Annotated in this window: 27 protein-coding genes, 1 tRNA gene and 1 pseudogene; 12 read left to right on the plus strand and 17 right to left on the minus strand. The window is 69.2% G+C overall.

What is annotated here, in order from left to right; genetic code table 11:
• Window positions 1-8: 8 nt before the first annotated feature.
• Window positions 9-1,277 carry a PucR family transcriptional regulator gene (locus C8K38_RS14605; protein WP_097212252.1) on the minus strand — a complete coding sequence of 423 codons (1,269 nt, stop codon included), beginning with the start codon at window positions 1,275-1,277 and terminating at the stop codon, window positions 9-11.
• A gap of 141 nt (window positions 1,278-1,418) precedes the next feature.
• Between C8K38_RS14605 and C8K38_RS14610 the strand changes: the two genes are divergently transcribed.
• The 4 genes from C8K38_RS14610 (at window position 1,419) to C8K38_RS27165 (ending at window position 4,486) form a co-directional block, all read left to right on the plus strand.
• Window positions 1,419-2,294 (plus strand): SGNH/GDSL hydrolase family protein, encoded by an 876-nt coding sequence (locus C8K38_RS14610; RefSeq protein WP_097212399.1) that lies wholly within the window; start codon window positions 1,419-1,421, stop codon window positions 2,292-2,294.
• 82 nt (window positions 2,295-2,376) lie between these two features.
• Window positions 2,377-3,741, plus strand: a complete 1,365-nt coding sequence (locus C8K38_RS14615; protein ID WP_097212251.1) for a spinster family MFS transporter — start codon at window positions 2,377-2,379, stop codon at window positions 3,739-3,741.
• Window positions 3,742-3,763: 22 nt separating this feature from the next.
• The gene (gene arsC / locus C8K38_RS14620; RefSeq protein ID WP_097212250.1) at window positions 3,764-4,108 is read left to right on the plus strand and encodes an arsenate reductase (glutaredoxin); all 345 of its coding nucleotides are present in this window, start codon (window positions 3,764-3,766) and stop codon (window positions 4,106-4,108) included.
• A gap of 228 nt (window positions 4,109-4,336) precedes the next feature.
• Window positions 4,337-4,486 carry a hypothetical protein gene (locus C8K38_RS27165; protein ID WP_179800580.1) on the plus strand — a complete coding sequence of 50 codons (150 nt, stop codon included), beginning with the start codon at window positions 4,337-4,339 and terminating at the stop codon, window positions 4,484-4,486.
• 301 nt (window positions 4,487-4,787) lie between these two features.
• On the opposite strand, the gene C8K38_RS14625 is transcribed toward C8K38_RS27165, so the two are convergent.
• Window positions 4,788-6,020 (minus strand): arginine deiminase, encoded by a 1,233-nt coding sequence (locus tag C8K38_RS14625; protein ID WP_097212249.1) that lies wholly within the window; start codon window positions 6,018-6,020, stop codon window positions 4,788-4,790.
• A gap of 102 nt (window positions 6,021-6,122) precedes the next feature.
• Between C8K38_RS14625 and soxR the strand changes: the two genes are divergently transcribed.
• Window positions 6,123-6,587: a redox-sensitive transcriptional activator SoxR gene (soxR, locus tag C8K38_RS14630; RefSeq protein ID WP_097212248.1), complete on the plus strand. Its 465-nt coding sequence runs from the start codon at window positions 6,123-6,125 to the stop codon at window positions 6,585-6,587.
• Window positions 6,588-6,610: 23 nt separating this feature from the next.
• Here the strand turns inward: soxR and C8K38_RS14635 are convergent, their stop codons facing one another.
• Together C8K38_RS14635 and C8K38_RS14640 are read right to left on the minus strand one after the other, a co-directional pair.
• On the minus strand, window positions 6,611-7,243 hold the full coding sequence (locus tag C8K38_RS14635) for a response regulator (RefSeq protein WP_169310525.1): 633 nt from the start codon (window positions 7,241-7,243) through the stop codon (window positions 6,611-6,613).
• The gene (locus tag C8K38_RS14640) at window positions 7,240-8,454 is read right to left on the minus strand and encodes a sensor histidine kinase (protein ID WP_257017509.1); all 1,215 of its coding nucleotides are present in this window, start codon (window positions 8,452-8,454) and stop codon (window positions 7,240-7,242) included. The genes C8K38_RS14635 and C8K38_RS14640 overlap by 4 nt, the downstream gene beginning before the upstream one ends.
• Before the next feature lie 127 nt (window positions 8,455-8,581).
• Here C8K38_RS14640 and C8K38_RS14645 point away from each other — a divergent pair, with 127 nt between their 5' ends.
• Both C8K38_RS14645 and C8K38_RS14650 read left to right on the plus strand, forming a co-directional pair.
• Window positions 8,582-9,649, plus strand: coding sequence for an ABC transporter permease (locus C8K38_RS14645; RefSeq protein WP_097212246.1), 1,068 nt, complete (start codon window positions 8,582-8,584; stop codon window positions 9,647-9,649).
• A 51-nt stretch (window positions 9,650-9,700) separates the two neighbouring features.
• Window positions 9,701-10,384: an ABC transporter ATP-binding protein gene (locus tag C8K38_RS14650; RefSeq protein ID WP_097212245.1), complete on the plus strand. Its 684-nt coding sequence runs from the start codon at window positions 9,701-9,703 to the stop codon at window positions 10,382-10,384.
• Window positions 10,385-10,475: 91 nt separating this feature from the next.
• Here C8K38_RS14650 and C8K38_RS14655 read toward each other — a convergent pair whose 3' ends face one another.
• From C8K38_RS14655 to C8K38_RS27170, 4 genes are all read right to left on the minus strand, one after another.
• The gene (locus C8K38_RS14655) at window positions 10,476-10,904 is read right to left on the minus strand and encodes a hypothetical protein (protein ID WP_257017508.1); all 429 of its coding nucleotides are present in this window, start codon (window positions 10,902-10,904) and stop codon (window positions 10,476-10,478) included.
• Window positions 10,905-11,185: 281 nt separating this feature from the next.
• Window positions 11,186-12,019 (minus strand): SDR family oxidoreductase, encoded by an 834-nt coding sequence (locus tag C8K38_RS14660; protein WP_181320861.1) that lies wholly within the window; start codon window positions 12,017-12,019, stop codon window positions 11,186-11,188.
• Between the two features lie 102 nt (window positions 12,020-12,121).
• Window positions 12,122-13,504: an Ig-like domain-containing protein gene (locus tag C8K38_RS14665; RefSeq protein ID WP_143548465.1), complete on the minus strand. Its 1,383-nt coding sequence runs from the start codon at window positions 13,502-13,504 to the stop codon at window positions 12,122-12,124.
• Between the two features lie 308 nt (window positions 13,505-13,812).
• The gene (locus C8K38_RS27170) at window positions 13,813-13,956 is read right to left on the minus strand and encodes a hypothetical protein (protein ID WP_179800579.1); all 144 of its coding nucleotides are present in this window, start codon (window positions 13,954-13,956) and stop codon (window positions 13,813-13,815) included.
• Between the two features lie 345 nt (window positions 13,957-14,301).
• Between C8K38_RS27170 and C8K38_RS14670 the strand changes: the two genes are divergently transcribed.
• Window positions 14,302-15,717: an aldehyde dehydrogenase family protein gene (locus C8K38_RS14670; protein ID WP_097212397.1), complete on the plus strand. Its 1,416-nt coding sequence runs from the start codon at window positions 14,302-14,304 to the stop codon at window positions 15,715-15,717.
• Between the two features lie 109 nt (window positions 15,718-15,826).
• Here C8K38_RS14670 and C8K38_RS14675 read toward each other — a convergent pair whose 3' ends face one another.
• The 7 genes from C8K38_RS14675 to C8K38_RS14705 all read right to left on the minus strand — a co-directional run bounded on the left by C8K38_RS14675 (window position 15,827) and on the right by C8K38_RS14705 (window position 22,235).
• Complete coding sequence (locus C8K38_RS14675; RefSeq protein ID WP_097212242.1) at window positions 15,827-17,257, minus strand: Ig-like domain-containing protein; 1,431 nt, start codon at window positions 17,255-17,257, stop codon at window positions 15,827-15,829.
• A 268-nt stretch (window positions 17,258-17,525) separates the two neighbouring features.
• Window positions 17,526-17,601, minus strand: a tRNA-Ala gene (locus C8K38_RS14680).
• Between the two features lie 122 nt (window positions 17,602-17,723).
• A complete protein-coding gene (locus C8K38_RS14685; protein WP_097212241.1) occupies window positions 17,724-18,425 on the minus strand; it encodes a phosphoglycerate mutase family protein in 702 nt (233 codons plus the stop codon).
• 10 nt (window positions 18,426-18,435) lie between these two features.
• Window positions 18,436-19,185, minus strand: a complete 750-nt coding sequence (gene sepX, locus C8K38_RS14690; RefSeq protein WP_097212240.1) for a divisome protein SepX/GlpR — start codon at window positions 19,183-19,185, stop codon at window positions 18,436-18,438.
• A gap of 186 nt (window positions 19,186-19,371) precedes the next feature.
• Window positions 19,372-20,028 (minus strand): GNAT family N-acetyltransferase, encoded by a 657-nt coding sequence (locus C8K38_RS14695; protein WP_097212239.1) that lies wholly within the window; start codon window positions 20,026-20,028, stop codon window positions 19,372-19,374.
• Between the two features lie 3 nt (window positions 20,029-20,031).
• Entirely contained in the window at window positions 20,032-21,291 is a 1,260-nt protein-coding gene (glp, locus tag C8K38_RS14700; RefSeq protein ID WP_097212238.1) for a molybdotransferase-like divisome protein Glp, read from the minus strand.
• Window positions 21,292-21,314: 23 nt separating this feature from the next.
• Complete coding sequence (locus C8K38_RS14705) at window positions 21,315-22,235, minus strand: UTP--glucose-1-phosphate uridylyltransferase (protein WP_097212237.1); 921 nt, start codon at window positions 22,233-22,235, stop codon at window positions 21,315-21,317.
• A gap of 87 nt (window positions 22,236-22,322) precedes the next feature.
• Between C8K38_RS14705 and C8K38_RS14710 the strand changes: the two genes are divergently transcribed.
• The 4 genes from C8K38_RS14710 (at window position 22,323) to mscL (ending at window position 24,575) form a co-directional block, all read left to right on the plus strand.
• Window positions 22,323-22,916: a 5-formyltetrahydrofolate cyclo-ligase gene (locus tag C8K38_RS14710; protein ID WP_257017507.1), complete on the plus strand. Its 594-nt coding sequence runs from the start codon at window positions 22,323-22,325 to the stop codon at window positions 22,914-22,916.
• 88 nt (window positions 22,917-23,004) lie between these two features.
• Window positions 23,005-23,307, plus strand: a complete 303-nt coding sequence (locus tag C8K38_RS14715; RefSeq protein ID WP_097212236.1) for an FmdB family zinc ribbon protein — start codon at window positions 23,005-23,007, stop codon at window positions 23,305-23,307.
• 89 nt (window positions 23,308-23,396) lie between these two features.
• Window positions 23,397-24,086 carry an SAF domain-containing protein gene (locus tag C8K38_RS14720; RefSeq protein WP_097212235.1) on the plus strand — a complete coding sequence of 230 codons (690 nt, stop codon included), beginning with the start codon at window positions 23,397-23,399 and terminating at the stop codon, window positions 24,084-24,086.
• Between the two features lie 96 nt (window positions 24,087-24,182).
• Window positions 24,183-24,575: a large conductance mechanosensitive channel protein MscL gene (mscL, locus tag C8K38_RS14725; RefSeq protein ID WP_097212234.1), complete on the plus strand. Its 393-nt coding sequence runs from the start codon at window positions 24,183-24,185 to the stop codon at window positions 24,573-24,575.
• Window positions 24,576-24,756: 181 nt separating this feature from the next.
• Here the strand turns inward: mscL and C8K38_RS14730 are convergent, their stop codons facing one another.
• Both C8K38_RS14730 and C8K38_RS27705 read right to left on the minus strand, forming a co-directional pair.
• Complete coding sequence (locus C8K38_RS14730; RefSeq protein WP_097212233.1) at window positions 24,757-25,443, minus strand: MspA family porin; 687 nt, start codon at window positions 25,441-25,443, stop codon at window positions 24,757-24,759.
• 80 nt (window positions 25,444-25,523) lie between these two features.
• A pseudogene (locus C8K38_RS27705) lies at window positions 25,524-25,622 on the minus strand (MspA family porin); the annotation flags it as partial.

Consider the following 25,622-nt stretch of genomic DNA (forward strand, 5'->3'; position numbering starts at 1 on the left):
ACTGCCGTTCAGGTCCGCCCGGCGCCCGTGCGCCTTGCCGCGAGCGCCGCGGTGACGCGGACCAGATCCCGCGGCGACGACACGTCCAGCCCGGTCAACGTCGAGAGCTTGCGAAGCCGGTAGAGCACCGTGTTCGGATGGACGTGTAGGGCCACGGCCGCGGCCGCCCGGTCGTAGCCGGCGTCAACGAAGGCTTCGAGGGTGCGCAGGATCGGCTCGTGGGCATCCAACGGGGACAACAGATTCGCCAGCACCGCGTGCGCTGCGCTCGGCCTGGTCAGCTGATACTCGACCGGGACATCCCGCAGCCGGAAGAGCCCGCCGCGGTGCCCGTGACACCGCGCCACCTCGAGTACCTCGCGAGCCTCCTGCAACGCGCCGGGTACCCGGGACGGCACCGCGGCGGAGACCGCGATGACGACCGCGGCGCCGATCGCCCGTTCGAGATCGAGCAGATTGCGCCGCAGCTGCGCGAACTGGGTGCTGTCCTCCCAGTTGTCCTCGGCGGGATCGGAATCGACGATGGGGATCAGCGCCGTCCCGCCGCTGCTGGTCACCGCGCACAGCGCCTTGTCCCTGCCGACGTTGTCGAGTTCGCGCTGCAGCCGCCGCACCTTGCGGCGCTCGGCCACCGCGGTGTCCACCTCCGCCGCGGATTCGTCGGGGTGCGGATCGACGTGGATCGCGACGATCCAGTAGAGCCGGGCGAGCGTCAGACCGACCCGATCCGCGGTCCCGGCCGGGTCGGTTCCCGCGGACAACGCCATCAGCAGGGCGCGCCTGGCGGCGTCGTCCTCCCCCGCGGTCGCATGGTCCGACCCGTATCCGGCCACCACCGCGGACGTCGCGGCCAGCAGGTAGGTGTGCAGCTGCCGCCCGGCCCGCGCCAGGGCCGGACCGTCCCCGTCGGTGGCCAGCTCCGCGATCGCCGCCCACCAGTGCTGGATCCCGAGGTGGTACGCGTGCAGCACCTCGGCGAGCGGTACCAGTTCCTCCGCACGGCGGCCGGCGGAATCACGCAGCTCCGCAACCTCCCCCGGGGTCGGCTCACCCGCGGTCCTCAGCATCGCGATGAACAGTTCCAGGTTCCGGCGCACGATGGCGGTGACGTCGATGCGGATGGCTTCCTCGGGTAGCGACCGGTAGAAGAGCACATCGGTCCGCACCGCGTGCACCGTCTCCGCGACCAGCGCGTGCGTCCGCTGGGCCAGCTGGTCCGCCAGCGACCGACCGCCGATCGTGATGGGCCCGTCCGGGTCATTTTTGATTCCAGACACAAAAACCTCCGAATAGTTGATCGCAATCTACAACCGCGACCAGCAGTTTTCCGATCAATATGTAATCCACGCCACTCTCAGATGCACAAAGGGCGCATCACACGGGGGCGGGCTATGAGAGAAGGAGTCTCGGTGACCAACATGATCCGTCGCGCCACCCGGTCGGGAGCCACGGCCGCCGCCGCACTGTGTCTGCTGGCGGCCGCGGCCGCGGGCAGCGCCGGCGCTGCGCCGCTGCAACCCGGCGCAATCGACTACGTCGCGCTCGGCGACTCCGCCGCCGCCGGGCCGCTGCTCCCCGACCAGGACATGAGCGCACCCGGATGCCTGCGGTCGCGGGACAACTACCCCGCGGTGGTCGCCGCGGCCCTCGGCGCCACCCTCACCGACGTCACCTGCTCGTCCGCCAGGACGGCGCACATCACCGACACGCGGCAGGGCACGTTCGCCGGTGCCGTGCCCCCGCAGCTCGATGCGCTCGGTCCCGACACCGACCTCGTCACGGTCACCATCGGAGCGAACGACTTCAACCTCTTCAGCACTGCCCTCAGCTGCACCAACCCGCTGCCGCAACCGACCGGCACCTCCTGCCGCGACAAGTTCACCGCGGGTGGGCGCAACCAGCAGCGGGACCTGATCCGCGACTGGGCCCCGACCTGGGGCGCGATGCTCGACAAGATCCGCGAACGCGCACCCCACGCCGAGATCGCGGTGGTCGGGTACGGAACCTACCTCCGACCGGGCGGATGCCCTGCGCAGCAGCCGATCTGGCCGCAGGACGCCGACTACCTGCAGAGTGTGATGGCGGACGCGAACGAGGCGATGGCGGCCGAGGCGGCCCGCCGCGACATCCGATTCATCGACATCAGGCAGGCCACCTCCGGCCACGACATCTGCGCGGGACCCACCCAGGCCCACTATGCGGGTCTGGTCCCGTCGGAGCCCGCGGTACCGCTGCATCCGACGGTGCTCGGCATGCAGGCGATCGGCGCACACGTCGCCGGCGAGCTGCGCTGAGCGCCGCGCCCCATCCCATCCCACCGCACCGCCTGCGGCAGTGCACTTTCCGTCCCCACCCTCACCGAACCAGCGAGGCCCCATGTCCGTGCACGAACCAACGGTTGCGCCATCGGCGCTGCCTGCCGCCACGACCAAGGTCGTCAGCGGGGCGCTGATCGCCCTGTTCCTGGCGAATCTGGTCAACTTCTTCGACCGTGCGATCCCGTCGGTGGTCGCCGAACCCATCAAGGCCGAGTTCTCGCTCAGCGACTTGCAACTCGGCCTCATCATGTCGGCGTTCACGTTGGTGTACGCGGTGGCGGGGCTGCCGCTCGGCCGACTCGCAGACCGCGGCAACCGGCCGAAGATCATCGGCGCCGGGCTGCTGCTGTGGAGCGGACTGACCGCGGCGACCGGCGCCGCGGGCAACTACATGCTCTTCATCTTGGCCCGGCTCGGTGTCGGCGTCGGCGAGGCCAGCTTCACCCCGGCCGCGAATTCGATGATCGGCGACATGTATCCGGCGGAGCGACGCTCACGGGCGCTCGGCGTCTTCATGCTCGGACTCCCGGTCGGACTCATGCTGGCGTACTTCACCGTCGGCAAGATCACGGAGGCCTTCGGTTCCTGGCGGGCGCCGTTCTTCGTGGCGGCCGTGCCCGGTGTGCTGCTCGCCCTTGTCATGTTCCGGATGCGCGACCCCGAACGCGGCGGCTCGGAGCACACCGCCGCGGGCGCCGTGCTCACGGACGACGCCGCGATCACCCGGCCGATCCGCCGACTGCTGTCGATCCCGACCCTGCGATGGCTGATCCTCGCGGGCTTGACCTTCAACTTCGCCGCGTACGCGGTGAACTCGTTCGTGGTTCCGCTGCTGATGCGCCAGTACGAACTGAAGCTGACACCCGCCGCCGCGGTCACCGGGATCATCGTCGGCTTGACCGGGCTGATCGGCCTGCTGGCGGGCGCGCGACTGGCGGACCGCGCGGCGACCACCTCACCGAACGCGCGGCTCACCATCGGAGTCGTCAGCTGCGCGGTGGCCGCGCCGCTGACCGCCCTCGCGCTGATGCAGAACGGCGGGAGCGTCGTGGCCTTCACCGCGCTCTTCGCCGCCGGCTGGCTGCTCGCCTATGGCTTCTACATCAGCGTCTACCCCGCGATCCACGACGTGGTGGTCCCGCGACTGCGCGCCACCGCGACCGCGCTGTTCTTCGCGGCCATGTACCTGCTCGGTGGATTCTCGGGCCCGGTCGTGGTCGGCGCCATCTCCGACTGGTTCGCTCAGCGGGCCCTCGACGCGGCCGGCACCGGCACGCTTGCACAGTATTCGGGCCAGGGGCTGAACTCGGCCATGTACCTGATCCCGCTGATGTTGGTCCTCACGGCCGTGTTCATCTACCTGGCCACCCGAACCATCGCCGCCGACTCCACCCGGATGCGCCGGTCACTGGAAAGCCGGTGAACGGTTCGGGGACAATGACGTCATGGCCGACGCGACTATCTATCACAACCAGCGCTGCAGCACCTCGCGCACCGTTCTGAAGCTGATCGAGGAGGCCGGCATCGAGCCGACCATCGTCAAGTACCTGGAGACGCCGCCCTCGCGCGACGGACTGCGGAAGCTCCTCGACGACGCCGGGCTCAAGCCGAGCGAGGCGATCCGCAAGAAGGAAGCGGTCTACAAGGAACTCGGCCTGGCCGAGGCGAGCGAGGACGAACTGCTCGAGGCCATGGTGGAGAACCCGATCCTCATCGAGCGGCCCATCGTGGTGACGGCCAAGGGCACCGTGCTCGCCCGGCCGGCCGAGCGGGTCGCCACGATCCTGTAGCCACACCGATCCGAACACGGCCCCGCCGGCTCACGCCGACGGGGCCGTGCTGCGTTCACTTCTGGATTCCTACGATCCCACCGAACCGAAATCGACCGATCCCAGATCCATAGAGCCGAGATCGAGCGAGCCCGACGCGTCCTCCTCCTCTCCACCGGCTCCGGCTCCGTGACGACCGGGGTCTCGGGCACCGCGACCTCCTCCGGCGTCCAGACGCCGCAGTTGTAGGTGACGAAGGTGCTGTCGGTGGCCTGCAGCGTGACCGCCGACGGGCCGTTGGTCTGCATGTACTCGATGACCGTCGGCTGCCCGTTCGTGAGCGAGAGCCGCGTCCAGGTGCACGGTGCGCCGAGCGTTGTCGGCCCCGTCGACTCGTAGGTGCCCGGCGCGAGCCCGGCGGTACCCACCTGGAACCCACCGTCGTGGGTGATCACCGGGGTGCCGGCAAAGGCGACGCCCGCGCCCGCGAGAACGCCTCCCGCAACCGCCACGGATGCGATCGACATCGAAACCAGCTTGCGCATAACTTCCTTCCACACTTCGTCCAAGTTGGACAATTGTCCAAGCGAGAAGGTAGCCACAATCGGGGTGATCACACGACGAATCCCGCATTGGTGACGCGGTCACAGAAGGGGTGCGGCGGCGACGGTTTCGCCTGCCGCATCGGACCTTTGGCGGTTCAGAGCAGATCGCGCGACACCGGGCAGGACATGCACCGCGGGCCGCCCCGGCCCGAGCCGAGCTCGGACCCGGATATGCGCAGCACCTCGATCCCCGATGCCTCCAGCCGCGAGTTCGTCACGACGTTCCGCTCGTAGGCGACGACCACCCCCGGCTCCAGTGCGAGAGTGTTGTTGCCGTCGTCCCACTGCTCGCGTTCGGCAGTGACGTTGTCGAGCCCGGTGTCGATCACCCGGAGCTTGCCGATGCCCATCGCGTCGGCCGCGGCCTTCAGGAACGGTTCGGCGCCTCGAATGCTCACCCCCACGTCCTCACGGTGAATGGTGAACGCGGACAGACTGTCCTGAATGGCGGGATACATCACCACGGCGTCGACGTCGACCATCGTGCACACCGTGTCGAGGTGCATCGACGCTCGCGACTGGGCGATCGGGACCACCAGCACCGAGTGTGCGAGGCCGTCCTCGAAAACGCTGCGCGCCAACGCCTCCGCCCCGGCCGGGGTGGTCCGCTCTCCCACCCCCACGGCCACCACACCCGGCGCGAGCAGCAACACGTCGCCGCCCTCGACCGGCGCGGTATGCGACTCATAGGCCCGCCGCACCCCGAGAAAGCGGGGGTGGTGCGCGTAGATCAGGTCGGTCAGCGAGGCCTCGCGCACCCGGGCAGGCAGGGCCAGCGCGGTGATCGCGACCCTGTCCCCGATCCAGAAGGAGGAGTCCCTGGTGAACAGCAGGTTCGGCAGCGGCTCGATCACGAAGTCGCCGCCGTGGTGCATCCGCCGCACCAGCGATGCGCCGCCGGGCCCGAGCGGGAGCTCGTCGAACGTCATACCCGCGGTCAGGATGGTGGCCAGGGCCGCGGGCTCGACGGACCGCAGGTGCGCGGCGAGTTCCTGGGCGAGCGGGTGGCCGAGCCGGCGGGGGTCGACTGCCGCCGAGATGCCCTGCATGCGGGCCGCTCCGCTCACGGTCAGGGTCTCGGTGAGCACCTCTGACAACAGCAGCACCTCGACCCCACGCGAGCGCAGCAGCGCGGCGAACGCGTCGTGCTCCTCCTGCGCCCGGTCCACCCAGGGCAACCCGTCGAACAGCAGTTGGTCGTTGTTGCGCGGGGTCAGCCGCTTGAGCTCGTCACCGGGGCGGTGCAGGAGCACGGTGCGCAGGGTGCCCACCTCGGAGTTGGCCCCCAACACGGACGGCCCCTCGTTTCCCACTGCGCTGCGCTCCATGGCTAGACGGTAGTGCGCGCCAGGCCGCGCCGCGAGGGCTTCGAATCAGGGGCCTGACCCGATTCCCTCAACTAAGGTCGAGGTCGACGAGGGGAGGCGCCGGTGGAGATGCCGGACTGGAAGGCCAAGGAACTCACCCCGGGGCAGCTGTCCGAGCGCAGCGGGGTGGCGGTGTCCGCGTTGCATTTCTATGAGCGTGAGGGGCTCATAGAGAGCCGCCGGACAAGTGGGAACCAGCGCCGCTATGCACGCGACATCCTGCGCCGGGTGGCCTTCATCCGGATCTCCCAGCAGGTAGGCATCCCGCTCGCGGAGATCCGGGAGGCGCTCGACACGCTGCCCGAGGGACGGACCCCGACCCGGGCCGACTGGGAACGGCTCTCGACGAGCTGGCACGCCGACCTGGACCGGCGCATCGAGCAGCTGACCCGACTCCGGGACAACCTCACCGGCTGCATCGGCTGCGGATGCCTGTCCATGAACAGCTGCGCGCTCGCCAACCCGCACGACCGGCTCGCCACCGCGGGCCCCGGTGCCCGGGTACTGGACGTTCGACTCCGCCGCTGATCACCCGGGCTCGGCGCACGGCCTCAGCGCAGCAGGCCGCGCTCGCGCGCCGCGGCAACGGCGGCCGTCCTGCTGTCCACGCCGAGCTTCGAGAACACATGCACCAGATGCGACTTCACGGTCGCCTCGGTGACGAACAGTTGCTTGGCGATGGCCCGGTTCGAAAGCCCGTCCGCCACCAGCCGGACGATCTCCGTCTCGCGGGCGCTCAGGTCGACCCGGGGCTCACGGATCCGCCGGTACAGCCGTTGCGCCACATCCGGATTGAGTACCGTCTCGCCCCTGGACGCGGCCCACACCGCGTCCAGCAGCACCTGCGGATCGCTGTCCTTGAGCAGGTACCCGGCCGCACCGGCCTCGACCGCGCGCAGGATGTCGGCGTCGGTGTCATAGGTGGTGAGCACCACCACCCGCGGCGGATCGGGTCGGGCCATGATCGCCTCGGTGGACTGCGCGCCGTCCATTCCCGCGCCGAGTCGCAGGTCCATCAGCACCACGTCCGGTCGTGTCGTCTCGACCAATTCGAGCGCCTGCTCGCCCGAGGCCGCCTCCGCCACCACGTCCAGGCCCTCGTGCGAGGACAGCAGGGCCCGCAACCCAGCCCGGACCACCGGATGATCGTCGACCAGCAACAGCCGCAGCCGCGGGCCGGTCACGACTGTGCCCCCGAGACGGGAAGCGTTGCCGCCAGGGCAGTTCCGTCGCCCGGCGCCGACTCGACGACCAGCGAGCCGCCCAGCGTCTCGAGCCGGTCGCGCATCGCGCGCAGTCCGAACGAGGCCGGATCGACAACGGAAGCGGGATCGAACCCCACCCCGTCGTCCACGACATCGAGACGCACCTCGTCCTGGTCGTAGCTCAGCGTCACCCGGACGTTCTCGGCCTGCGAATGCAGCCGGACGTTGGCCAGCGCGCTCTGCGCCACGCGCAACAACGCCACATCGAAGTCCATCGGCAGCGGCAGCGGATCCCCCTCGACATGCAGCAGGCCGACGATCCCGGTGTGCGTGCCCAGCTGCGTCAACTGGCGGCCTAACGCGGACTCCAGCGAGGCGTCCTCGAGCGCCGACGGCGTCAGCGCCCCGACCACCCGGCGTGCCTCGGCGAGGTTGTCCTGGGCGGTCTCCGCGATCTGCGCGAGGACCGCCTTGGGGTCATCGCCGCGCTGACCCGCACGAGCCAACAGCACGATGGACGAGAAGCCCTGCGCCAGGGTGTCGTGGATGTCCCTCGCCAGCCGTGCGCGCTCCGCCACCGCGCCCGCCTCGCGTTGCAACGCGTTCAATTCGTCCTGCGCGCTGAGCAATTCGTCGTGGGATCGGGTCAGCTCGTCCAACAGGCGCTGACGCTGCTGGGTGTCGCGCAGCAACTGCTGGTAGATCAGCGCCATCCCCGCAGCGGCGGTCGCACCGAAGATCGGACCGAGGAAGGACGCGACGGTGTTGCTGGTGCCGTGCAAGAGCGTGGCGGCGATGACCACCGCGGTGATCGCGACCGTCGCCGCCAGCGCCACCCTGGTCGAGAGCAGATGGAAGCACAGGAAGAACAGCGGGAACGCGACCCACACGAAGCCGGCACCGAGCACGGACAGCCCGAGCCAGCCGAGCACCAGGACGCCCAGCCACAGCGGTCCGTACCAGTCGCGGCCCGTCGTCTCGGCGGCGCGACGGGCGAACCACACTCCGAGCAGATACCAGGCCAGCACCGCCGCGGCGAGCACGAATGCGGGCAGCGGATCCGGCTCATCGACGGCCGCCCTGGCGGTCCCGACGGCCAGCAGGACGAGGAACAGCCCGTGCGCGCCGAACTGCATGATGCGCAGCACCGGCGTCGTGCCGCGGGCGTGGCGGTATTCGGGCAACAGCATTTCATCCACGCTAACACCACCCGGGGCTCTGACCGGCCGCGATCCGGGAAGTCCAACTTTCGATTGATCCGGGTACCCATCCGTTGCGCGATGCCGGACCCGACCCTCATTCGCGAGGCTGGAAGCCATGTTCCTCAGTATTCGTGACCTCCGATTCGCCAAGGGCCGCTTCGCTCTGATGAGCGCGGTCCTCTTCCTCATCTCGCTGATGGTCGTGATGCTCTCCGGCCTCACGGCCGGGCTCGGGAACCAGTCGATCGCGGCGATCCAGAACGTGGGCGCCGACCGGTTCGCGTTCGGCGAGCCCGCCGAGGGTCAGAAGGTCGCATTCACCGACTCCCAGGTCACCGAGGCCCAGCGGGCACAGCTCGCCTCCACCCCCGGCGTGGACGAGGCCTCGATCCTCGGCATCGCACCCCTCCGGATCACCGCCGACGGTCGCGATGTCAGCGCCAGCGGCTTCGGCGTCGCGGGCGACTCCTTCGCCGCGCCCGTCCCGCTGCACACCGGCGAGATCGCGGTCGACAGGAAGCTCGCGGACGACAACGGCTGGGCCGTCGGCACCACCGTCGACATCGCAGGACACCCGTTCACCATCGGCACGCTCGTCGACGACTCGTACTACAGCCACCAGTCGGTGGTGTGGCTCGACCTCGCCGACTGGCGCCTGCTGCCGACCGCGGGTGACAGCGAGGGCACGACCATCGCACTGCGCACCTCCTCCGACTTCGACGCGGCGGCCGCCGAATCCCTCACCGGTACCGCCATCACCGACGAGAAGGGCGCCCTCAACGCCATCGGCGCATACTCCTCCGAGCGCGGCTCGCTGCTGCTGATGCAGGGCATGCTCCTGGCGATCAGCGCGTTGGTCGTCGGTGCCTTCTTCACCATCTGGACGATCCAGCGCGGCCAGGACCTGGCGGTCCTCAAGGCCGTCGGCGCCTCCACCCGGTACCTGCTCGTCGATGCACTCGGTCAGGGGCTGATCGTTCTCACCCTCGGCGCGGGCCTCGGCACCCTCGCCGCGATCGGGCTCGGCTCGGTGGCCGCGAGTGCGGTCCCGTTCACCCTCACGGTGACCGGCACACTCGTCCCGTTCTTCGCGCTGATCGCGCTGGGCATGCTCGGCGCCGCGGCGGCCCTGACCCGCATCGTCAAGGTCGACCCGCTGACCGCGCTCGGCGCGGCCAGGTAACCGCCGACCGCACCGCAGGCACACGTAAACCCCACGCCTCCAGGAGTATCCATGAGCATCACACTGAAGAACACGGTCCTCACCTACCCCGACGGCGACACCCGGCTGCGCGCCCTCGACGACGTGTCCCTCACGGTCGAGCGCGGCCAACTCGCCGCGATCACCGGGCCGTCCGGCTCGGGCAAATCCAGCCTGCTCGCCGTCGCGGGCCTGCTGATCACCCCCGACTCGGGCACCGTCACCATCGACGGCACCGACGTCACCGGCCTGGACCGGACGGCCCGCACGACCGTGCGCCGCCAGCAGCTCGGATTCGTCTTCCAGCAGGCCAACCTGATGGCCTCGCTGACCGCAACGGAGCAGCTGCTGATGATCACCCATCTCGGCGGCGGCAGCGTTCGCGGCCAGCGCGCCAGGGCCAGGGACCTGCTGTCCACGTTGGGGCTCGAGAAGCAGCTGGACCGGCGACCGCACCAGCTCTCCGGCGGACAACGGCAGCGGGTCGCGATCGCGCGCAGCCTGATGAACGATCCGTCGGTGTTGCTCGTCGACGAGCCGACCTCGGCGCTGGACGAGGACCGCAGCCGCGAGATCGTCGCGCTGCTGGCCACCCTCAGCCACGAACGCAACGTGGCGACCGTGATGGTCACCCACGATCTCAGCCAGCTCGACCTGGTCGACGGCGTCTACGAGATGCACAGCGGGATGCTGACGACGGCGACAGTGCCTGCATAGCTGCCCTCGGGGCACCTACACGCGAGTGTGCCCTCGCCGAAAGCGGGGGCACACCAGCTGCGTCGAAGCGCTCGACCTGGACCGTCGGATCTCAGGGACCGACGTCCGGTGCGCCGGGGCCACCGGGACCACCGGGGAGGGGTTCCTTCGGGCCAGCAGGCGGCGCGGCCTGACCCGGATCGAGAACATCGGAATCGCCGACGTGGCCGGGTCCCTCGAAGGGCCCCTTCGGGTCGGCCGGGGGCTCGGCCTGACCGGGATCGAGAACATCGGAATCGCCGACCTTGCCCGGACCCTCGAACGGGCCCTTGGGCGGGCGCGGCGGATCGACCACCGGCGGCACGACAACCGGCTCGACAACCGGCTGCTGCACGGGATGCGCGACCGGAGCCGGGGCAGGCAGAGCGGCCTGCGGAGCGACGACGGGGCCCGGATCAGCGCTGTACGAACCCGGATTCCCGGCACCGCCGTCCTGGGGACCGGGATCGACTGGGCCGGGCTGCTCCCCATCGCGATTCACCGCGTTCTCCCGCTCCACCTGCAGCGGCGCACTCTGTCCCTGGCCCGGTACGGGCGTGCCGACTGTGCTGTCACCGCACGCCGACAAGGTGGCGATACCGGCGAGCGAGAACCCGGCCACGGCGAGTGCGGCGATGACATTGCGGGAAGTGACGTTGCGGGTAATGGGTGCCTCCTGGGGTTTCGGCGAGCCGCTTGGCTGCTACACCCAGCCTCCGGCACCACCGTTGCCCCAGATAGGCACCCAAGGGTCATCGCCACCCACCCTCGAGGGCACTCGATTCAGACCGGCGGCAGGAGCTTGCTGAACTGGTCGTTGGCCTTCTGCATCACGAACTCGTACGGCGGGGCGAACTTGCGCGCCCACCAGTAGCCGAACCGGATGTCGTTCGAGGTGTAGACCAGATAGCGGTTCTTCTTGATGCCGCGGACGATGCACTCCGCGACCCTCTCCGGCGAGACCGCACGCTTCTCGAAGCGGTGCACCAGCTTTCGAATCCGCGGATCATCCCGGTCCACCCCGGCGATCTGTACGGTTCCGACCAGCGGGGTCTTCACTCCCCCCGGCACCACGAGGCTGACGCCGATGCCGTGCCGCTTGAGATCGAAGCGCAGGACCTCGGAAACGCCGCGCAGGCCGAACTTGCTTGCGCTGTAGGCGGCGTGCCACGGCAACGCGAGCAGGCCTGCAGCGGAGGAGACGTTGACCAGGTGCCCGCCGCGGCCGGCGCGCACCATCGGCGGCACGAAGTTCTCGATGATGTGGATGGGCCCCATCAGGTTGACGTCGACCATCGACTTCCAGTGCCGGTGTTCGAGGTTCTCCACGGTGCCCCAGGCGGAGATTCCCGCGACGTTCATCACCACGTCCATGGCGCCGTGCGCATCGTCGATCTCCGTCGCCCACACGGTGACGGCGTCGTAGTCGGACACGTCCAGCGCCTTCGAGGCGGTCACCGCGCTTCCTGCCATGGCCACCGTCTCGGCCAGGCCGACTGCGTTGATGTCGGTGAGGAACAGCTCGGCCCCCTCCGCCGCGGAGGCAAGGGCCGTCGCCCGGCCGATCCCGCTACCAGCCCCGGTGATCAGGCATTTCTTCCCCCGCAGGTCCTTCACGATGGCCTTCCCTCACGTCGTCCCGGTCGCTCACGCGGAGTCTAACGACAACGGCGCCCCGCCCAGGGAGATCCGGGGCGGGGCGCCGTCAGCTGTCAGCGATCAGGAGCCGAAGGCCGGGAGCGAGCCGCCACCGTCACCGGGAACCGGCTCGTCCTGGACGGTGACCGTCGTGGACGCCTCCGAACCGAGGTATCCCGGCGCACCCGAGTACACCGCGCGGACGTCACGCACGCCGCTGGTGGTGAACAGGTAGCTCACGCTGGCCTGCCCGTCCTTCACTCCAGCGGGGTTGCCGAGCGGCTCCGCGCCGCTGAAGAACTGGACGGTGCCGCCGTTCGCCCTCGGGGCGACGTTGGCCCGCAGGAACACGTACACACCCTTCTGCGCGACCGCCGGGACATTCAGAGTGGTCGTGGTCGCGACGTCAGCCGCACCCGGATCCGTGATGTTCAGGGTCTGGGCGACGGAGGTGGAGCCGGCGAACCCGGGGGCACCGGAGAACACCGCGGTGATCGTCTTGTTGCCGGGCACCGTGAAGTTCTGGGTCACGCTGGCCTTGCCGTCGGCACCGACCGGCGCGGTCCCCAGCACGGTGAGGCCGTTCTTGAAGGTGAGCGTGCCTGCACCGGGGAACGGGGAAACCTGCGCCTCGATGATCACGTCGACATTGATCGGGGACGAGGCGGGCATGATGAGCGTCGTCTGCGTCGTCTGATCGCCCGGGTCGACGGTGACCGACTGCACGGCCGACACCGACTCGGTCGCGAACGGCGTCGCGAGGAACTTCGCGGTCAGATCGTGCGGACCGGCCTGGTTGGCGGCAGGCTTCCACTTGAACGAGGCAGCCCCCGCGGCATCAAGCGCGCCTGAGCCGATCTCGTTCGTGCCCGAGAAGAACTTCACGAGGTCGCCCGCGCGGCCGCCGAGCACCTTGGACTTCAGCGTCGACTCGACGCCCGCCTTCAGCGGACCGACCGGCTCGAGCACGGTGGTGCTGACGTTCTTGGTCACCACGTACGCCGGACCGAGGGTGAGGTTCTCCCCCGAGGACGCGACGGCGCCGTACTTGATGCCGGTGTTCAGAGCCACCTCCCTGGCGCAGTTGGCCCCGATCACGTACTGGAACTCGAAGGTCGGCGAGGTGGACGCATCCCAGCTGCCCGCGACCCGGAGCAGGCCCGCACCGTTGCTCGCCAGCGGCACGGGGAGGCCGGCGACCTTCGCCGAGTCCTTCTTGTAGGTAAGGCAGGTGTTGCGGTGATCCTCGAACCAGTTGACGGTGTCGGTCCCGGCGATCGTGGTGGACACCGTGACCACCTCACCCTCGGCCGGTGCGACGTTGCTGATCGTGCGGGTGAAGTTCTTACCCCCGTCCGCCCATGTGATCGTCGCGGGCGCGGCACTCGCGCCACCCGCTCCCAGCGTCACCGCGAACCCCGCGGTGACCGCGAAAGCGCCTCCCATCGCAATGGTGCGGCGCACAGACCTCCCCGACATGCATTTCCTCCCAAAGACGAGGGCGCCCACACGTGTTGGGGTTGCCCTGTTGTGTCGTCACGTTGTGTCGTCACGGAATCCGACTCACCCGCAGCGGAGCCGTCGGCGTGCACAGAATCGAGCAGAAGTAGACCACGCCGGTCCCGCGCCCGACGTCGTTTTGGCATAAGAAAGTGGACGGTTGTGCAAGTCATCGCGACCCGGTCGCGCACGGCGCCGAGCGGCCGCGAACGGGCGCTCGAACGGAACGCATCTGCGCAGCTACGGCGCGCGCGTCCCGCCCGTCACAGGCGTCACAGCCTGGTGGACATCTCGTCCTGGTAGTCCCGGATCGTCTTCTCGATGGTGTCGGCATCCTCCGGATCCCCATGGCGGCGAGCCTCGTCCGCGCGATCCCGCAACGTCCTGATCGCCTTGCGCAATTCGTTGTCGGTCATCCTGTGATCCATATCACCAAGTGTGCCCGGCTCGGCGACTCGAGGCCAGTGCTGAATCCGGCACGATGCGCGATCGCGAGCCTTGACGCTCACGCCGCACGCGACGAGTGTTGATCACATGTATTCGGGGCCTCGCGCCCCGATGGAAGGGTCGCGAGGACATTCGCGAAATCGCATACGTACGAACCGCGCCACGGCTCGTGCGGGCACCCCTTGACCAGCGTGGAGACCACCGGCTCCCGCGCAGTCCGCACCCGCCTCGACCGCGGCCTCCGCCGTTTCGCCCGCGCTCCCGCAACCGATGTGGTGAGTCCGGCCTTCTTCGCACGCAAGGACGAGGCAGCCATGAAGAGCGATCTGCACGCAGCACCCGAAGTCACCCATTCGCCGGTCCCGATTCCCGAGGTGGTCGCGGCGCTGCGCGCGACCTACGCCTCGGGCCGCACCAGGCCCGCGGCGTGGCGGATCGAGCAACTGCGCGGCATCGAGCGATTGCTGGACGAGCGTGAGGGCGAGATCGCACAGGCCCTCGCCGAGGATCTCGGGCGCGACGCCTTCGAGACGTGGATGTCCGACATCCTCACCGCCAAGAGCGAGGCCGCCTACGCACGCAAACGGGTGCGCCGGTGGATGCGCCCCCGGCCGCGGCCGCTGCCGCTGAACCAGATGCCCGCGCTGGGATGGGTGCAGTACGAGCCGCTGGGGGTGGTGCTCGTCATCGGGTCCTGGAACGTTCCGCTGACGGTAACCCTCGGACCGTTGGTCGGTGCCGTGTCGGCGGGGAACTGCGCTGTCGTCAAGCCGTCGGAGCTGACCCCGGCGACGTCTCGCCTGCTGGCCCGGCTGCTCCCGAAGTACCTCGACGCCGAGGCCATCGCCGTGGTCGAGGGCGACGGGCGTACCACCCAGACCCTGCTCGCCCAGGGCTTCGATCATGTGTTCTTCACCGGCGGCACCGAGATCGGCCGGAAGATCCTGGCCGGGGCCGCGCCGCACCTGACCCCGGTGACCCTCGAGCTCGGCGGCAGGAACCCGGCGATCGTCATGCGGGACGCGAACCTCGCCGTCACCGCCCGCCGGATCGCCTGGACGAAGGTGTTCATCTCGGGCCAGTCCTGCATCGCGGCCGACTACGTGCTGGTCGAGCGCGCCGTCCGGGACGAGCTGGTCGATCGAATAGTCCGCAGTCTCACCGAGTTCCGGTCTGCGGCAACTACGCGGGGCGTTCGCATCGTCAACGAGCGCCAGTTCGACAGGTTGGCCGGGTACCTCGCGAGCACCGGGGCCACAGTCGCGTTCGGCGGCGGTACCGATCGGGCCACTCTGACGGTCGAGCCCACCGTGCTGGTGGACCCGAGCCCCGAGGATCCGGTCATGCGCGAGGAGGTCTTCGGCCCGATCCTGCCGGTGCTTGCCGTCGACTCGTTGGACGAGGCGACCGCATTCGTCAACGCGCGGCCGAAACCCCTGGCCGCTTATGTCTTCACGAGGTCGGCGCGGACTCGCCGTCGGGTGCTGTCCGAAGTCAGCTCGGGCGGGGCGGTGGTCAATCACCTCACCCTCCAGGAGGTGGTGCCCCAGCTCCCGTTCGGCGGCGTCGGCGCCAGCGGGATGGGGCGATACCACGGTAGGTGGGGGTTCGAGACCCTCAGCCACCGAAAGGCTGTGCTGCTCAAGCCGTTCAAACCCGATCCCCGGTTCTTCTACCCGCCCTACACCGACCGGACGATCAAGCTGATGCACAGGATGCTCGGGGTTTGAAGGTCGACGCCGACGGGGCTCCATACGGGTGTGGCCCCCGACGACGAATCGTCGGGGGCCACTTCCGGTGTTCAGCTCGCTCCGCCGGGGACAGCCCGGCGGAACCCGATCAGGATCCGAAGATCGATCCAAGGCTGCCTGCGCCGCCGGGGGTGCCACCGCCGGTGCCCGTCACCACGACGGATTCCTGGTCGGCGGACGCGTTCACGGTGCCCGAACCGGAATACTCGGCGGTGATGACGCGCTGACCCTCGTTCGCGGGAGTCCACGAGAGGCCGGCCTGGCCGCCCGCGTTCACCAGCGCGGTGCCGATGACGATGTCGCCGTCCTTGAACGTGACCGTGCCACCCGCGTCGCCGGGAGTGACCTGCGCCGAGATCGTCTGCGCCGCGCCGACCTTGGCAGCGCCACCCAGGGTGAGCACCGTGGTCGAGTTGGTGTTACCCGCAGGCGCCTCCGCGACGGTCACCGTCGCGTTGGCGGTCGACCCCGTGACGCCGGAGCGCCCGGAGAACGTCGCGGCGATCGAGTGGCTGCCCGCGGTGGACGGCACCCACGTGTAGGTGGCCACGCCATTGGTATCGACCGGCACGTCAGCCAGCGTCGCCGCGCCGTCCTTGAACGCCACGGTGCCGCCTGCGCCCGTGGGCGACACGGTCGCCTTCAGCACGGTGGACCGACCGACCTCAGCGCCCGAGATCGGGGCGAGCACGGTCGAGGACACCGCATCTGCCTGCGAGACCTGCACGGTCTGCACCGGCGACTGCGAGCCCTCGGCCCGCGGGGTCGCCAGGAACTTCGCGGACAGGCCGTGCGCGCCCCGGGTGGCGGGCGTCCAGTTGAACGTTGCCTCGCCTGCACCGTTGAGCGCGGCCTGACCGATCTTCACCGCACCGTCGAAGAACTCGACGGGATTGCCCTCGGCACCACCGGTCACGGTCGCCTTCAGCGGAACCGACTGGCCGACCTGCACGTTGGGCGGCGTGGCCAGAGCGGTCGTGGAGGTGTTGATCCGCACCGAGACCGTGGGTCCCTTGTCCTGGTAGGTGCCGGAACCGAGCGAGCCGCCGTAATGCACCGTCGTCATCAGCGGGACGGTGCGGTCACAGTTCGCGCCGACCTTGTAGGAGAACTCGAACGTCCGCAGGTTGGGGCTGATGTGCGGGTACAGCGGCCACTCGACGCTGCTGCCCTTCACCTTCGCGAAGTCCGCGCCCTGGCTGTCCAGGCCGCGCGGCGAGCCGTCCACCTTCGCCGAACCGTCCACGTAGGTCAGGCAGGTCGGGTGGACGTCCTTGACCTCGTAGATGTACTCGACGACGCCGCCGGTCCTGTCGAACTGGGTGGTCGAGGTGATGATGTCGCCCTCGGCGGGGGTGGTGTCGCTGATCGTGCGGGTGATCCGCTCGCTGCCGTCGTCCCACGTCACGCTCGCAGGCGCCGCGCCCGCGACACCCACGCCCACCGTTGCCGCGAACCCGGCCGACAACGCCAGCACGCCGGCCCCGCCAACCACGCGACGAATGCTCTTGTCAGACATACATTTCCCCTCTATGCGGCAGACCGCGGACACAGAAAGACGTCCAGGCCGTCCAGATTTTGTGAATGACCAGCGCCCCTCCGTCGCACCGGCGATGACGTCCCGGGCCGCTGAGGCGAGATGAAGTAGATCACATTCAACATGCGCCGAATGTCTCTTTCGTGAATGACATGGACAGCTGTCCGATAGCCTGTCGGCCGAGCGCTTCCCCGCGGGGTGGGCCGGCAACGCAAAAGGCGCCCCTCCCGGAGGAGAAGCGCCTTTCGACTGGTGGAGCTGAGGGGAATCGAACCCCTGACCTCTTCGATGCGAACGAAGCGCGCTACCAACTGCGCCACAGCCCCGAACCACGCTCCCGTAGGAACGCTCGGCAACTGTAGCAGCCCGGCCCGCCACAGAAAAAATCGCCCGGTCCGGAGGGGATTCACCTCGCAACGGCGGCGATTCCGACCCTGCCGAACGCGGGTCACTCGGGGCAGGCGACGCCCGCCCGAGTGGTGTCCAGGATGGTCTGTCCCTCCGGGACGGCCCGCCACTGATCGAACGGCTGCTCCAGTGCGAACCGGCCGTCGGCCTGCCGTACCAGCGTCCGGGTCTCGGCGTTGCCCGGGTTGTTCAACGACTCGAAGTATTCGACCGACCAGTGGAACCAGCGCATGCAGAACAGCCGCATGGTCAGCCCGTGCGTCACCACGAGAGTGTTCGGCGGGAACCCGGGCTTGGCGCGATGCCGGTACAGCGTCTCCATGAAGGTGCTCACGCGATCGAAGACGTCGGCGCCCGATTCACCCTCGTTGAACCGATAGAAGAAGTGCCCGTAGGTGTTGCGCAGCCCGGTCTGCCGGGCGATCTCGTCCGGGTCCTGGTAGTTAGCCCAGTCCTGCTCGCGCAGGCGCGGTTCCTCGATCCGACGCTCGATCAGATCGTCGATGCCGAGCGCCTCGAGGGTCTGGTAGGCCCGCAGGTACGGCGAGACGTACACACAGACCTTCTGCCCGTCGAACTGTTCGCGCAGTCGCTCCCCCGCGACCCTGGACTGCTCCACGCCGCGCGCGGTCAACGGGATCCGGTAGTCGGGCACCCGCTCGTAGATCCCCGGATCGATGTTCGCCTCGGACTCGCCGTGCCGGAGCAGCACGATCCTCTCCGGCACGGCTCCGTCCGCCATCCGCGTCAGGCTACTGACCGACGACTCGGCGCATCTCCTGAGGAGCCGCCTCCTCCTCGAACCGGATGTCGTAGTGCTCGAGGTGCTCGAACACCGGGTCCTCGTCGTCCACTTCGAGCACCACCGCCCCGGGCCTGCGCAGCCGCGACGGGATCAACCGCAGCTCGTCGTCCTCGCGGGACTCCACCCCGAGCCGGGAGCGGCTCAGGCGTGCCATGCGGCGACGTCGGATCTCCTGCTCGAACTGGACCTGCCTGCGCATGTAGGCCAGGTACCCGCCGAGGCCGACAAAGGCGGCCGCGGCGACCCACCACAGCATCGGCGTCACAATGAGCGCGAGCGCCGCCGACATGATCGTCAGCAGGATCAGACCGAGGACGGCACGCTGCCGGAATCCGTACCGCGCGGCCCGCGCGAGGGCATCGGCCTCGGGGTCGAACCCGCCGCGACCGCGGCGCTGTGGGACGTACTCACGAGCCGCAGCCCGCTCGTCGTCCAACTCGTCGACTTCTACCTGGGTGTCCATGCGGTCCTCCGCATACCTGGGGCGAGTGGGTTCGCGGCGCCAGTTCGGGTCGCTGCGGTGTCCTGAGGCGGGTCCGCGGTGCTGCTGACGCGCGAGCTGGTCGCGGTCGAGCACACGGGTCGCCAGTGCTGCATCGGTGGTCTGACGGATTCTGGGGCGACGTTTCACCTGCATGGGCAGCAGGACGAACAGCCACATCCCGACCAAGGCGATCCACAGGATCGAGTTCGGCATACCGGCGACCTCCCTCCCAGTCGTCTACCAGCACATATGACTCAATCAGCCCATTCAGGCTAATTGCCACGGCGCGCAGTTCCCCGCAGACGCGCCGACTCAACTTTCCCAACTGTCACAATAGTCACTCGCTCCAGTGGTGTTTTGCACTACCCGTCACCAAGCGGATCCGCCCGGGTCAGGCGGTCACCCCCAGGCGGCCTTGCCCGCCCGGACCAACCGGTCGCTGACGGTGCCCTCGACCTCCTCGATCGTCATCGCCACCAGCAGGTGATCGCGCCACGCACCGTCCACGTCCAGGTACCGACGCAACAGTCCCTCCTCGCGGAACCCGACGTTGCGCAGCACCGCCTGACTGGCCAGGTTCTCCGGGCGGACGGTGGCCTCGACCCGGTGCAACCCGAGCGCGCCGAAGCTGTGGTCGAGCCCGAGCGCCACCGCGGCGGTGGCCACCCCCTGACCACCCACCTCCCTGGTCACCCAGTAGCCGATCCACGCGGACCGCAGCGCCCCGCGCACGACGTTTCCGATCGTCAGCTGCCCACAGAACTTTCCGTCGAGTTCGATGACCAGTGGCACCATCCGGCCCTTGCGCGCCTCCGAGCGCAGCGAGGCACACAGCCCGGGCCAGTTCCCCATGTGATGGCGGTCCTCCCACGGGCCCTCACCGGTCGGCTCCCACGGTTCGAGATGCTCCTGGTCGCGAATTCGGATACGGCTCCAGGCCGCGGCGTCACGCAGCCGGATCGGGCGCAACGTCACCCGTCCGGCGCCCACCGTCAGCGGACCCAGATGCGCCGGCCAACCCGGGTGAATCGAGTACTTGCGCAGCGATGTGCCCAACCCTCAGCCTCGCTGCGCAAGGAAGGCCACGTCGACCTCGTCGCCGGTCCGGACCTCGGTGACCTCCGGAGCGACCAGGACGAGGCAGTTCGCCTCCGCCAGCGTCGCCAGGAGGTGCGAGGAGGCGCCTGGCGCCCCACCGAGGGCCTGCACCAGGTACTCCCCCGTCGACTCGTCGCGCATCAGCTGCCCACGCAGGAAGCCCTTGCGGTTCTCGATCGAGGTGATCGGTGCCACCGTGCGCGCGGTCACCACCCGGCGCATCGGCTGCCTACGGCCGAGGGCGATCCGGATCAGCGGCCGGACCATCACCTCGAACACGACCAGCGCACTGACCGGGTTGGACGGCAACAGGAACGTCGGCACCTCGTCGCGGCCGAGCTGACCGAACCCCTGCACCGATCCCGGGTGCATCGCCACCCGCTCCACCTCGAGGTCGCCGAGGTCGCGCAGCGCCTCCCGGACCTGATCGGAGGCCCCGCCGCCGACCGCGCCCGCGATGACGACGATCTCCGAACGGATCAGCTGACCCTCGACCACCTCGCGCAGGCGACGGGGATCGTTGCCGGCGATGCCCACCCGGTTCACGTCGGCGCCTGCGTCGCGCGCGGCGGCGGCGAGCGCGTACGAGTTCACGTCATAGACCTGACCGGGACCGGGGGTGCGGTCGATGTCGACGAGCTCGCCGCCGACGGAGATGACCGACAGCCGCGGTCGGGGATGCACCAGCACCTTGTCGCGCCCCACCGCGGCGAGCAGACCGACCTGGGCGGCGCCGATGATGGTGCCCGCGCGCACCGCGACGTCGCCGGGCTGCACATCGTCGCCGATGCGCCGGACGTAGTCACCGGAACGGACCGGCCAGAGCACCTTCACGCGGTTCAGGCCGCCATCGGTGCGGTCGAGCGGCAGGACCGCATCGGCGAGGGTCGGCAGCGGCGCCCCGGTGTCCACGCGCACCGCCTGACGCGGCTGCAGCCGGATCGGTTGGCGCGAACCCGCGGCGACCTCGCCGACCACGGGCAGGGTCACCTCGACGGGCTCGTCGTCCTCGCCCCGGTTCTCCCCGCCTGCACCGGCGACATCGACGCTGCGCACCGCGTAACCGTCGATCGCGGCCTGATCGAATCCCGGCAGCGGGCGCTCGGTGACCACCTCTTCGGCACACAGCAGACCCTGAGCCTCCGAGATCGCCACCCGGACCGGCCGGGGTGCGACCGCGGCGGCCGTCACTCTCGTCTGCTGCTCCTCAACCGAGCGCATGTAGTCACTGCCTCCCGACCCCACTAATGTCCCGTCTGCCGCAGTCTCTGGGTGAGCCAGTCGCGCAGTGAAGGACCGTATTCGTCACTGTCCAGGGCAAAGTCAACCGCAGCCCGCAGGTAGCCTCCGGGATTTCCGAGGTCGTGTCTCGACCCACGGTGCACCACCACGTGCACCGGGTGTCCCTCCGAGATCAGCAACGCGATCGCATCGGTCAACTGCAACTCGCCACCCTGACCCGGGGTGATCCGGCGCAACGCATCGAAGATGGCCCGGTCCAACAGGTACCGGCCCGCCGCCGCGAACGTCGACGGCGCATCCTCCGGCTTCGGCTTCTCCACCATCCCGACGACCTTGAGGACGTCCGGATTCGTCGCGTCCGGCACCTCCTCGACATCGAAGACGCCGTACGCACTGACCTGATCCTTGGGCACATCGATTGCGCACAACACGCTGCCGCCGCGCTTCTCCCGGACCCGGACCATCGTCTCGAGCACCCCACGCGGCATCACCAGGTCATCGGGCAACAGGACCGCGATCGCATCCTCGTCGTCGTCGAGCACACACTCCACGCACCCGACGGCGTGACCTAGCCCGAGTGGCTCCTCCTGGATCACCGACTCCACCTCGAGCAGGCCCTGCGCCTTGCGGACCTTCTCGAGCAGGTGCGACTTGCCGCTGGCCTCGAGCTTGCTCTCGAGCACCAGGTCCTCGACGAAGTGCGCGACGACCCCGTCCTTGCCCTCCGAGGTGACGATCACCAGCCTGCTGGCACCGGAATCGGCGGCCTCACCGGCGACCAGCTCGATACCCGGCGTGTCCACCACCGGGAGCAATTCCTTCGGCACCGTCTTGGTCGCGGGCAGGAACCTGGTGCCCAGACCCGCCGCGGGCACCACCGCCGTGCGGAAGTGCCTGTTCTTGTTGGTGCCGGCCTGTGTCATGAGCACACCCTATCCATCTCGTCCGTGCGCACCGGATTCTAGGGTGAGCACGATGGGAACGCGGATCAGGGGAACAGGGTGGCATCGGTGACCGAGGTGACGACGAAAGCGCAGTGGCGGGCCAGGGTGCTCGCCGCGCGTCGTTCACGCGACGCCGTGACCAGGGAGGCGGAAGACCGCGCCCTCGCCGCTGCAGCGACGGCGCTCGGCGACACGCTCGGACCCGACGCCACGGTCTGCGCATATGTGCCGGTCGGGGTCGAACCGGGATCGACGGCGCTCCTCGACGCCCTCCTGCCTCGGGTCGGACGGGTCCTGTTGCCCGTGGCCAGGGATCCCGGCCCGCTGTACTGGGCGGAGTATCACGGCACCGAGGCCCTGGTCAGCGCACCGTTCGGCCTGCGCGAACCCGGGCAGCCGCACTTACCGCCCTCGGCGATCTCGGAGGCGAAGGCGATCTTGATCCCGGCGCTCGCGGTCGACGAACGGGGGGTCCGTCTCGGTCGGGGCGCGGGTTTCTACGACCGGACCCTCGACCTCGCCGATCCGGCCGCCCGCCTGATCGCGGTGGTCCGCGACGACGAAGTGGTCGGCGAGCTGCCCGACGAGTCACACGACATCCGGGTCGGCTGGGTCCTCACCCCGGTCGGCGGGCTTCGTGCACTGGGAATAGGAAGCTGATTACCGGCGTTGGCACTCGTGACTGTAAAGTGCTAACGCCTGCCGTATCACCACCCAGGCCTGAGTACCCCGTGCGGAGGATCCTTCAGTGCCCACCTACTCGTATGCCTGCACCGAATGCAGCAACCGGTTCGACATCGTCCAGTCCTTCACCGACGACACCCTGACCGTGTGCTCCGAGTGCTCCGGCAAGCTGCGCAAGCTGTTCAACTCCGTCGGCATCGTCTTCAAGGGCAGCGGTTTCTACCGCACCGACAGCCGCGGTAGCGGCGGCACAGCCAGCGAGCCTGCCAAGTCCGATTCGTCGGCGTCCTCGACCCCCGCGAGCAGCCCGTCGACCAGCACGTCGACGTCCACCGCGAGCGCGGGCGCGACCTCGTCTGCCACCTAGCCCCCTAGGTTCTGCACAGCCATCCGATCCCTCCACAGGCGCGCCCTGCGGCGACTCCGACGGCCGGCCACGGCCCCTAGCGTGGCCCCATGGACCGCGCACCGATCCCCGGCAGCCCTCGCGCCGACCGGCTCGACCCGACATGGGCCGACCGGCTCTCCCGACTGACCCGGCCGGGATCGGCCCGCGTCGCCGTCGCCCGCCGGGTGCTCGCCGGCGCACTGGCCCTGACCGCCGTGATCCTGCTGCTGCGCGGCGACCCGTCAGACGATCAGGTGGCCGTCGTCGCGGCCGCACGCGACCTGACGCCCGGCCTGGTCCTGCGCGCCGACGACGTGCGGCTCGTGCAGCTGGGCGCCGCGACGGTGCCCACGGGCGCCCTGCGCGGCATCGAGGACGCCATTGGCCACACCCTGACCGGCCCCGCCAGGGCGGGCGAGACCCTGACCGACCTCCGCATGCTCGGTCCCCGCCTGGCCGACGCGGCCACCAACTCGCCCGACGCCCGCGTGGTTCCGATCCGACTCGCCGACCCCGAAGTGACCGACCTGTTACGCGAGGGCGACCGGGTGGACGTGCTGACCGTGAACTCCGACACCGAGGGGCCTGAGCCCGACGCCCGCGTATTGGCCTCCGCCGCGACGGTGATCCTGGTGTCCCCCAATGATTCCGCCCGAGGTGCACGCGAGCGGGTTGTGATGCTCGCGCTGCCCGCAGGCGAGGCGACCACGGTCGCCGCGGCCTCGCTGTCGACAGCGCTGACGGTCACGTTCCACTGACGCCCGGACGGTCGTCCGGTTGCCCCGCGAGGTCCGGTGTCCATAGCATTTCCCTGTCCGAGAGCATCACCAGCCGACGGAACGGAGACCCAACTCATGTTGAAGGGCTTCAAGGACTTTCTGCTCAAGGGAAACGTGCTCGACCTGGCCGTCGCGGTGATCGTCGGTGCGGCCTTCACCGCCATCGTCACCGCATTCACCACAAATATCGTCGAACCCCTGATCGCCGCTCTCGGCGGCTCGAACGAAATGGGCTTCGGCTTCCAAATCACCGACAGCCCGGAGACGTTCGTGAACATCGGCGCCGTGATCACCGCGGCGATCAACTTCATCATCATCGCGGCCGTCGTGTACTTCATCCTCATCGTTCCCTACAACCACACCAAGGAGCGGTACATGAGGCAGGAGGAGAAGGAGGCAACGGACATCGAGTTGCTCACCGAGATCCGCGACCTGCTGGGCAGCGACACCGCAAGGCATCGGGGCTGAGGAGGCGGACACACGTTGGGCCCGTACCGAATTCGGTACGGGCCCAACGTTTCCAGATCAGGTCGGTGTAGTTTCGAGCGACCTGCAAGCAGTCGCTAGCGGCGTAGTTTCGAGCGACCTGCAAGCAGTCGCTAGCGGCGTAGTTTCGAGCGACCTGCAAGCAGTCGCTAGCGGCGTCTGATCAGCCGATGCTGAAGGGCTGTCCCCAGAGGGTGACGGTGCCCTTGACGTTCTCGGTGTCGACGGTGACGTTGACGTAGGAGCGGGCCTGCGCGTAGCCGGCGCAGCCCTCGACACCCATGGTGGAGTCGGCCCAGGTGACGCTGCCGGTGGCGCCCTCGAAGGAGTGCTCGCCGGAGTGCGACTCGCCGCCGAAGTCGTCGGCGGACTCGAGGTCGAGGACCGCGAAGCTGGCGGCCTCGCCGGGTCCGATGGAGATGTTGCCGGCGCTGTCGGCGGTCATCGCTGCGTCGCCGTCCTCGTTGGCCCAGGTGGTGCCACCGCCGGCGTTGTGGCCAGTCTCGCCGCCGAGGGTGAGCTGGCAGGCCACGATGTAGCCGGGCTCGATGTCACCGCCCTCGGCGCCGGAGCCGCCGGAGATCTCGACCTTCGCCGAGCCGGAGACCCACACGTTGCGGTGCAGCGGGGTCGCGCCCATGGAACCGGAGATGTTCGCGGACTCGCCGGACATGGTGACGGTGACGACGGTGCCATCGGCGAGGGTCTTGGTGATGGTGCCGCCGGGCAGCGGCACCAAGGTGTCGGCATTCGCCGCACCCGCGGAGAAGAAGCCGAGGGCGATGGCGGCGGCGCTGCCGAGCGCGGCGGTCTTGAGCCCGCGACGCAGGCCGGTGCTGGAGACGTTCATGTTTCCCCTGTTCAGGGTCGGTCAGCTCGCGTCACCGCGAGCAAAGGGATGGACGAAAGGAAGAACGGAAGGTGCGCGTGTCAGCCGATGCTGAAGGGCTGGCCGTACAGGGTGGTCTTGGAGTAGTCGTTGCCGACGATCTCGACCACCGTGTACGAGCGGGCCTGCGCGTAGCCGCC

Source organism: Rhodococcus sp. OK611 (genome assembly GCF_003050885.1).
GTDB lineage: Bacteria > Actinomycetota > Actinomycetes > Mycobacteriales > Mycobacteriaceae > Rhodococcus_G > Rhodococcus_G oryzae.

Bases quoted from the DNA above. Each gene is read 5' to 3' on its own strand.
- C8K38_RS14610 (WP_097212399.1), top strand. From the start codon at position 1,419: ATGATCCGTCGCGCCACCCGGTCGGGAGCCACGGCCGCCGCCGCACTG.
- C8K38_RS14615 (WP_097212251.1), top strand. From the start codon at position 2,377: ATGTCCGTGCACGAACCAACGGTTGCGCCATCGGCGCTGCCTGCCGCC.
- arsC (WP_097212250.1), top strand. From the start codon at position 3,764: ATGGCCGACGCGACTATCTATCACAACCAGCGCTGCAGCACCTCGCGC.
- C8K38_RS14625 (WP_097212249.1), bottom strand. From the start codon at position 6,020: ATGGAGCGCAGCGCAGTGGGAAACGAGGGGCCGTCCGTGTTGGGGGCC.
- C8K38_RS14640 (WP_257017509.1), bottom strand. From the start codon at position 8,454: ATGCTGTTGCCCGAATACCGCCACGCCCGCGGCACGACGCCGGTGCTG.
- C8K38_RS14645 (WP_097212246.1), top strand. From the start codon at position 8,582: ATGTTCCTCAGTATTCGTGACCTCCGATTCGCCAAGGGCCGCTTCGCT.
- C8K38_RS14650 (WP_097212245.1), top strand. From the start codon at position 9,701: ATGAGCATCACACTGAAGAACACGGTCCTCACCTACCCCGACGGCGAC.
- C8K38_RS27170 (WP_179800579.1), bottom strand. From the start codon at position 13,956: ATGACCGACAACGAATTGCGCAAGGCGATCAGGACGTTGCGGGATCGC.
- C8K38_RS14670 (WP_097212397.1), top strand. From the start codon at position 14,302: ATGAAGAGCGATCTGCACGCAGCACCCGAAGTCACCCATTCGCCGGTC.
- C8K38_RS14675 (WP_097212242.1), bottom strand. From the start codon at position 17,257: ATGTCTGACAAGAGCATTCGTCGCGTGGTTGGCGGGGCCGGCGTGCTG.
- C8K38_RS14685 (WP_097212241.1), bottom strand. From the start codon at position 18,425: ATGGCGGACGGAGCCGTGCCGGAGAGGATCGTGCTGCTCCGGCACGGC.
- sepX (WP_097212240.1), bottom strand. From the start codon at position 19,185: ATGCCGAACTCGATCCTGTGGATCGCCTTGGTCGGGATGTGGCTGTTC.
- glp (WP_097212238.1), bottom strand. From the start codon at position 21,291: ATGCGCTCGGTTGAGGAGCAGCAGACGAGAGTGACGGCCGCCGCGGTC.
- C8K38_RS14705 (WP_097212237.1), bottom strand. From the start codon at position 22,235: ATGACACAGGCCGGCACCAACAAGAACAGGCACTTCCGCACGGCGGTG.
- C8K38_RS14720 (WP_097212235.1), top strand. From the start codon at position 23,397: ATGGACCGCGCACCGATCCCCGGCAGCCCTCGCGCCGACCGGCTCGAC.
- mscL (WP_097212234.1), top strand. From the start codon at position 24,183: ATGTTGAAGGGCTTCAAGGACTTTCTGCTCAAGGGAAACGTGCTCGAC.
- C8K38_RS14730 (WP_097212233.1), bottom strand. From the start codon at position 25,443: ATGAACGTCTCCAGCACCGGCCTGCGTCGCGGGCTCAAGACCGCCGCG.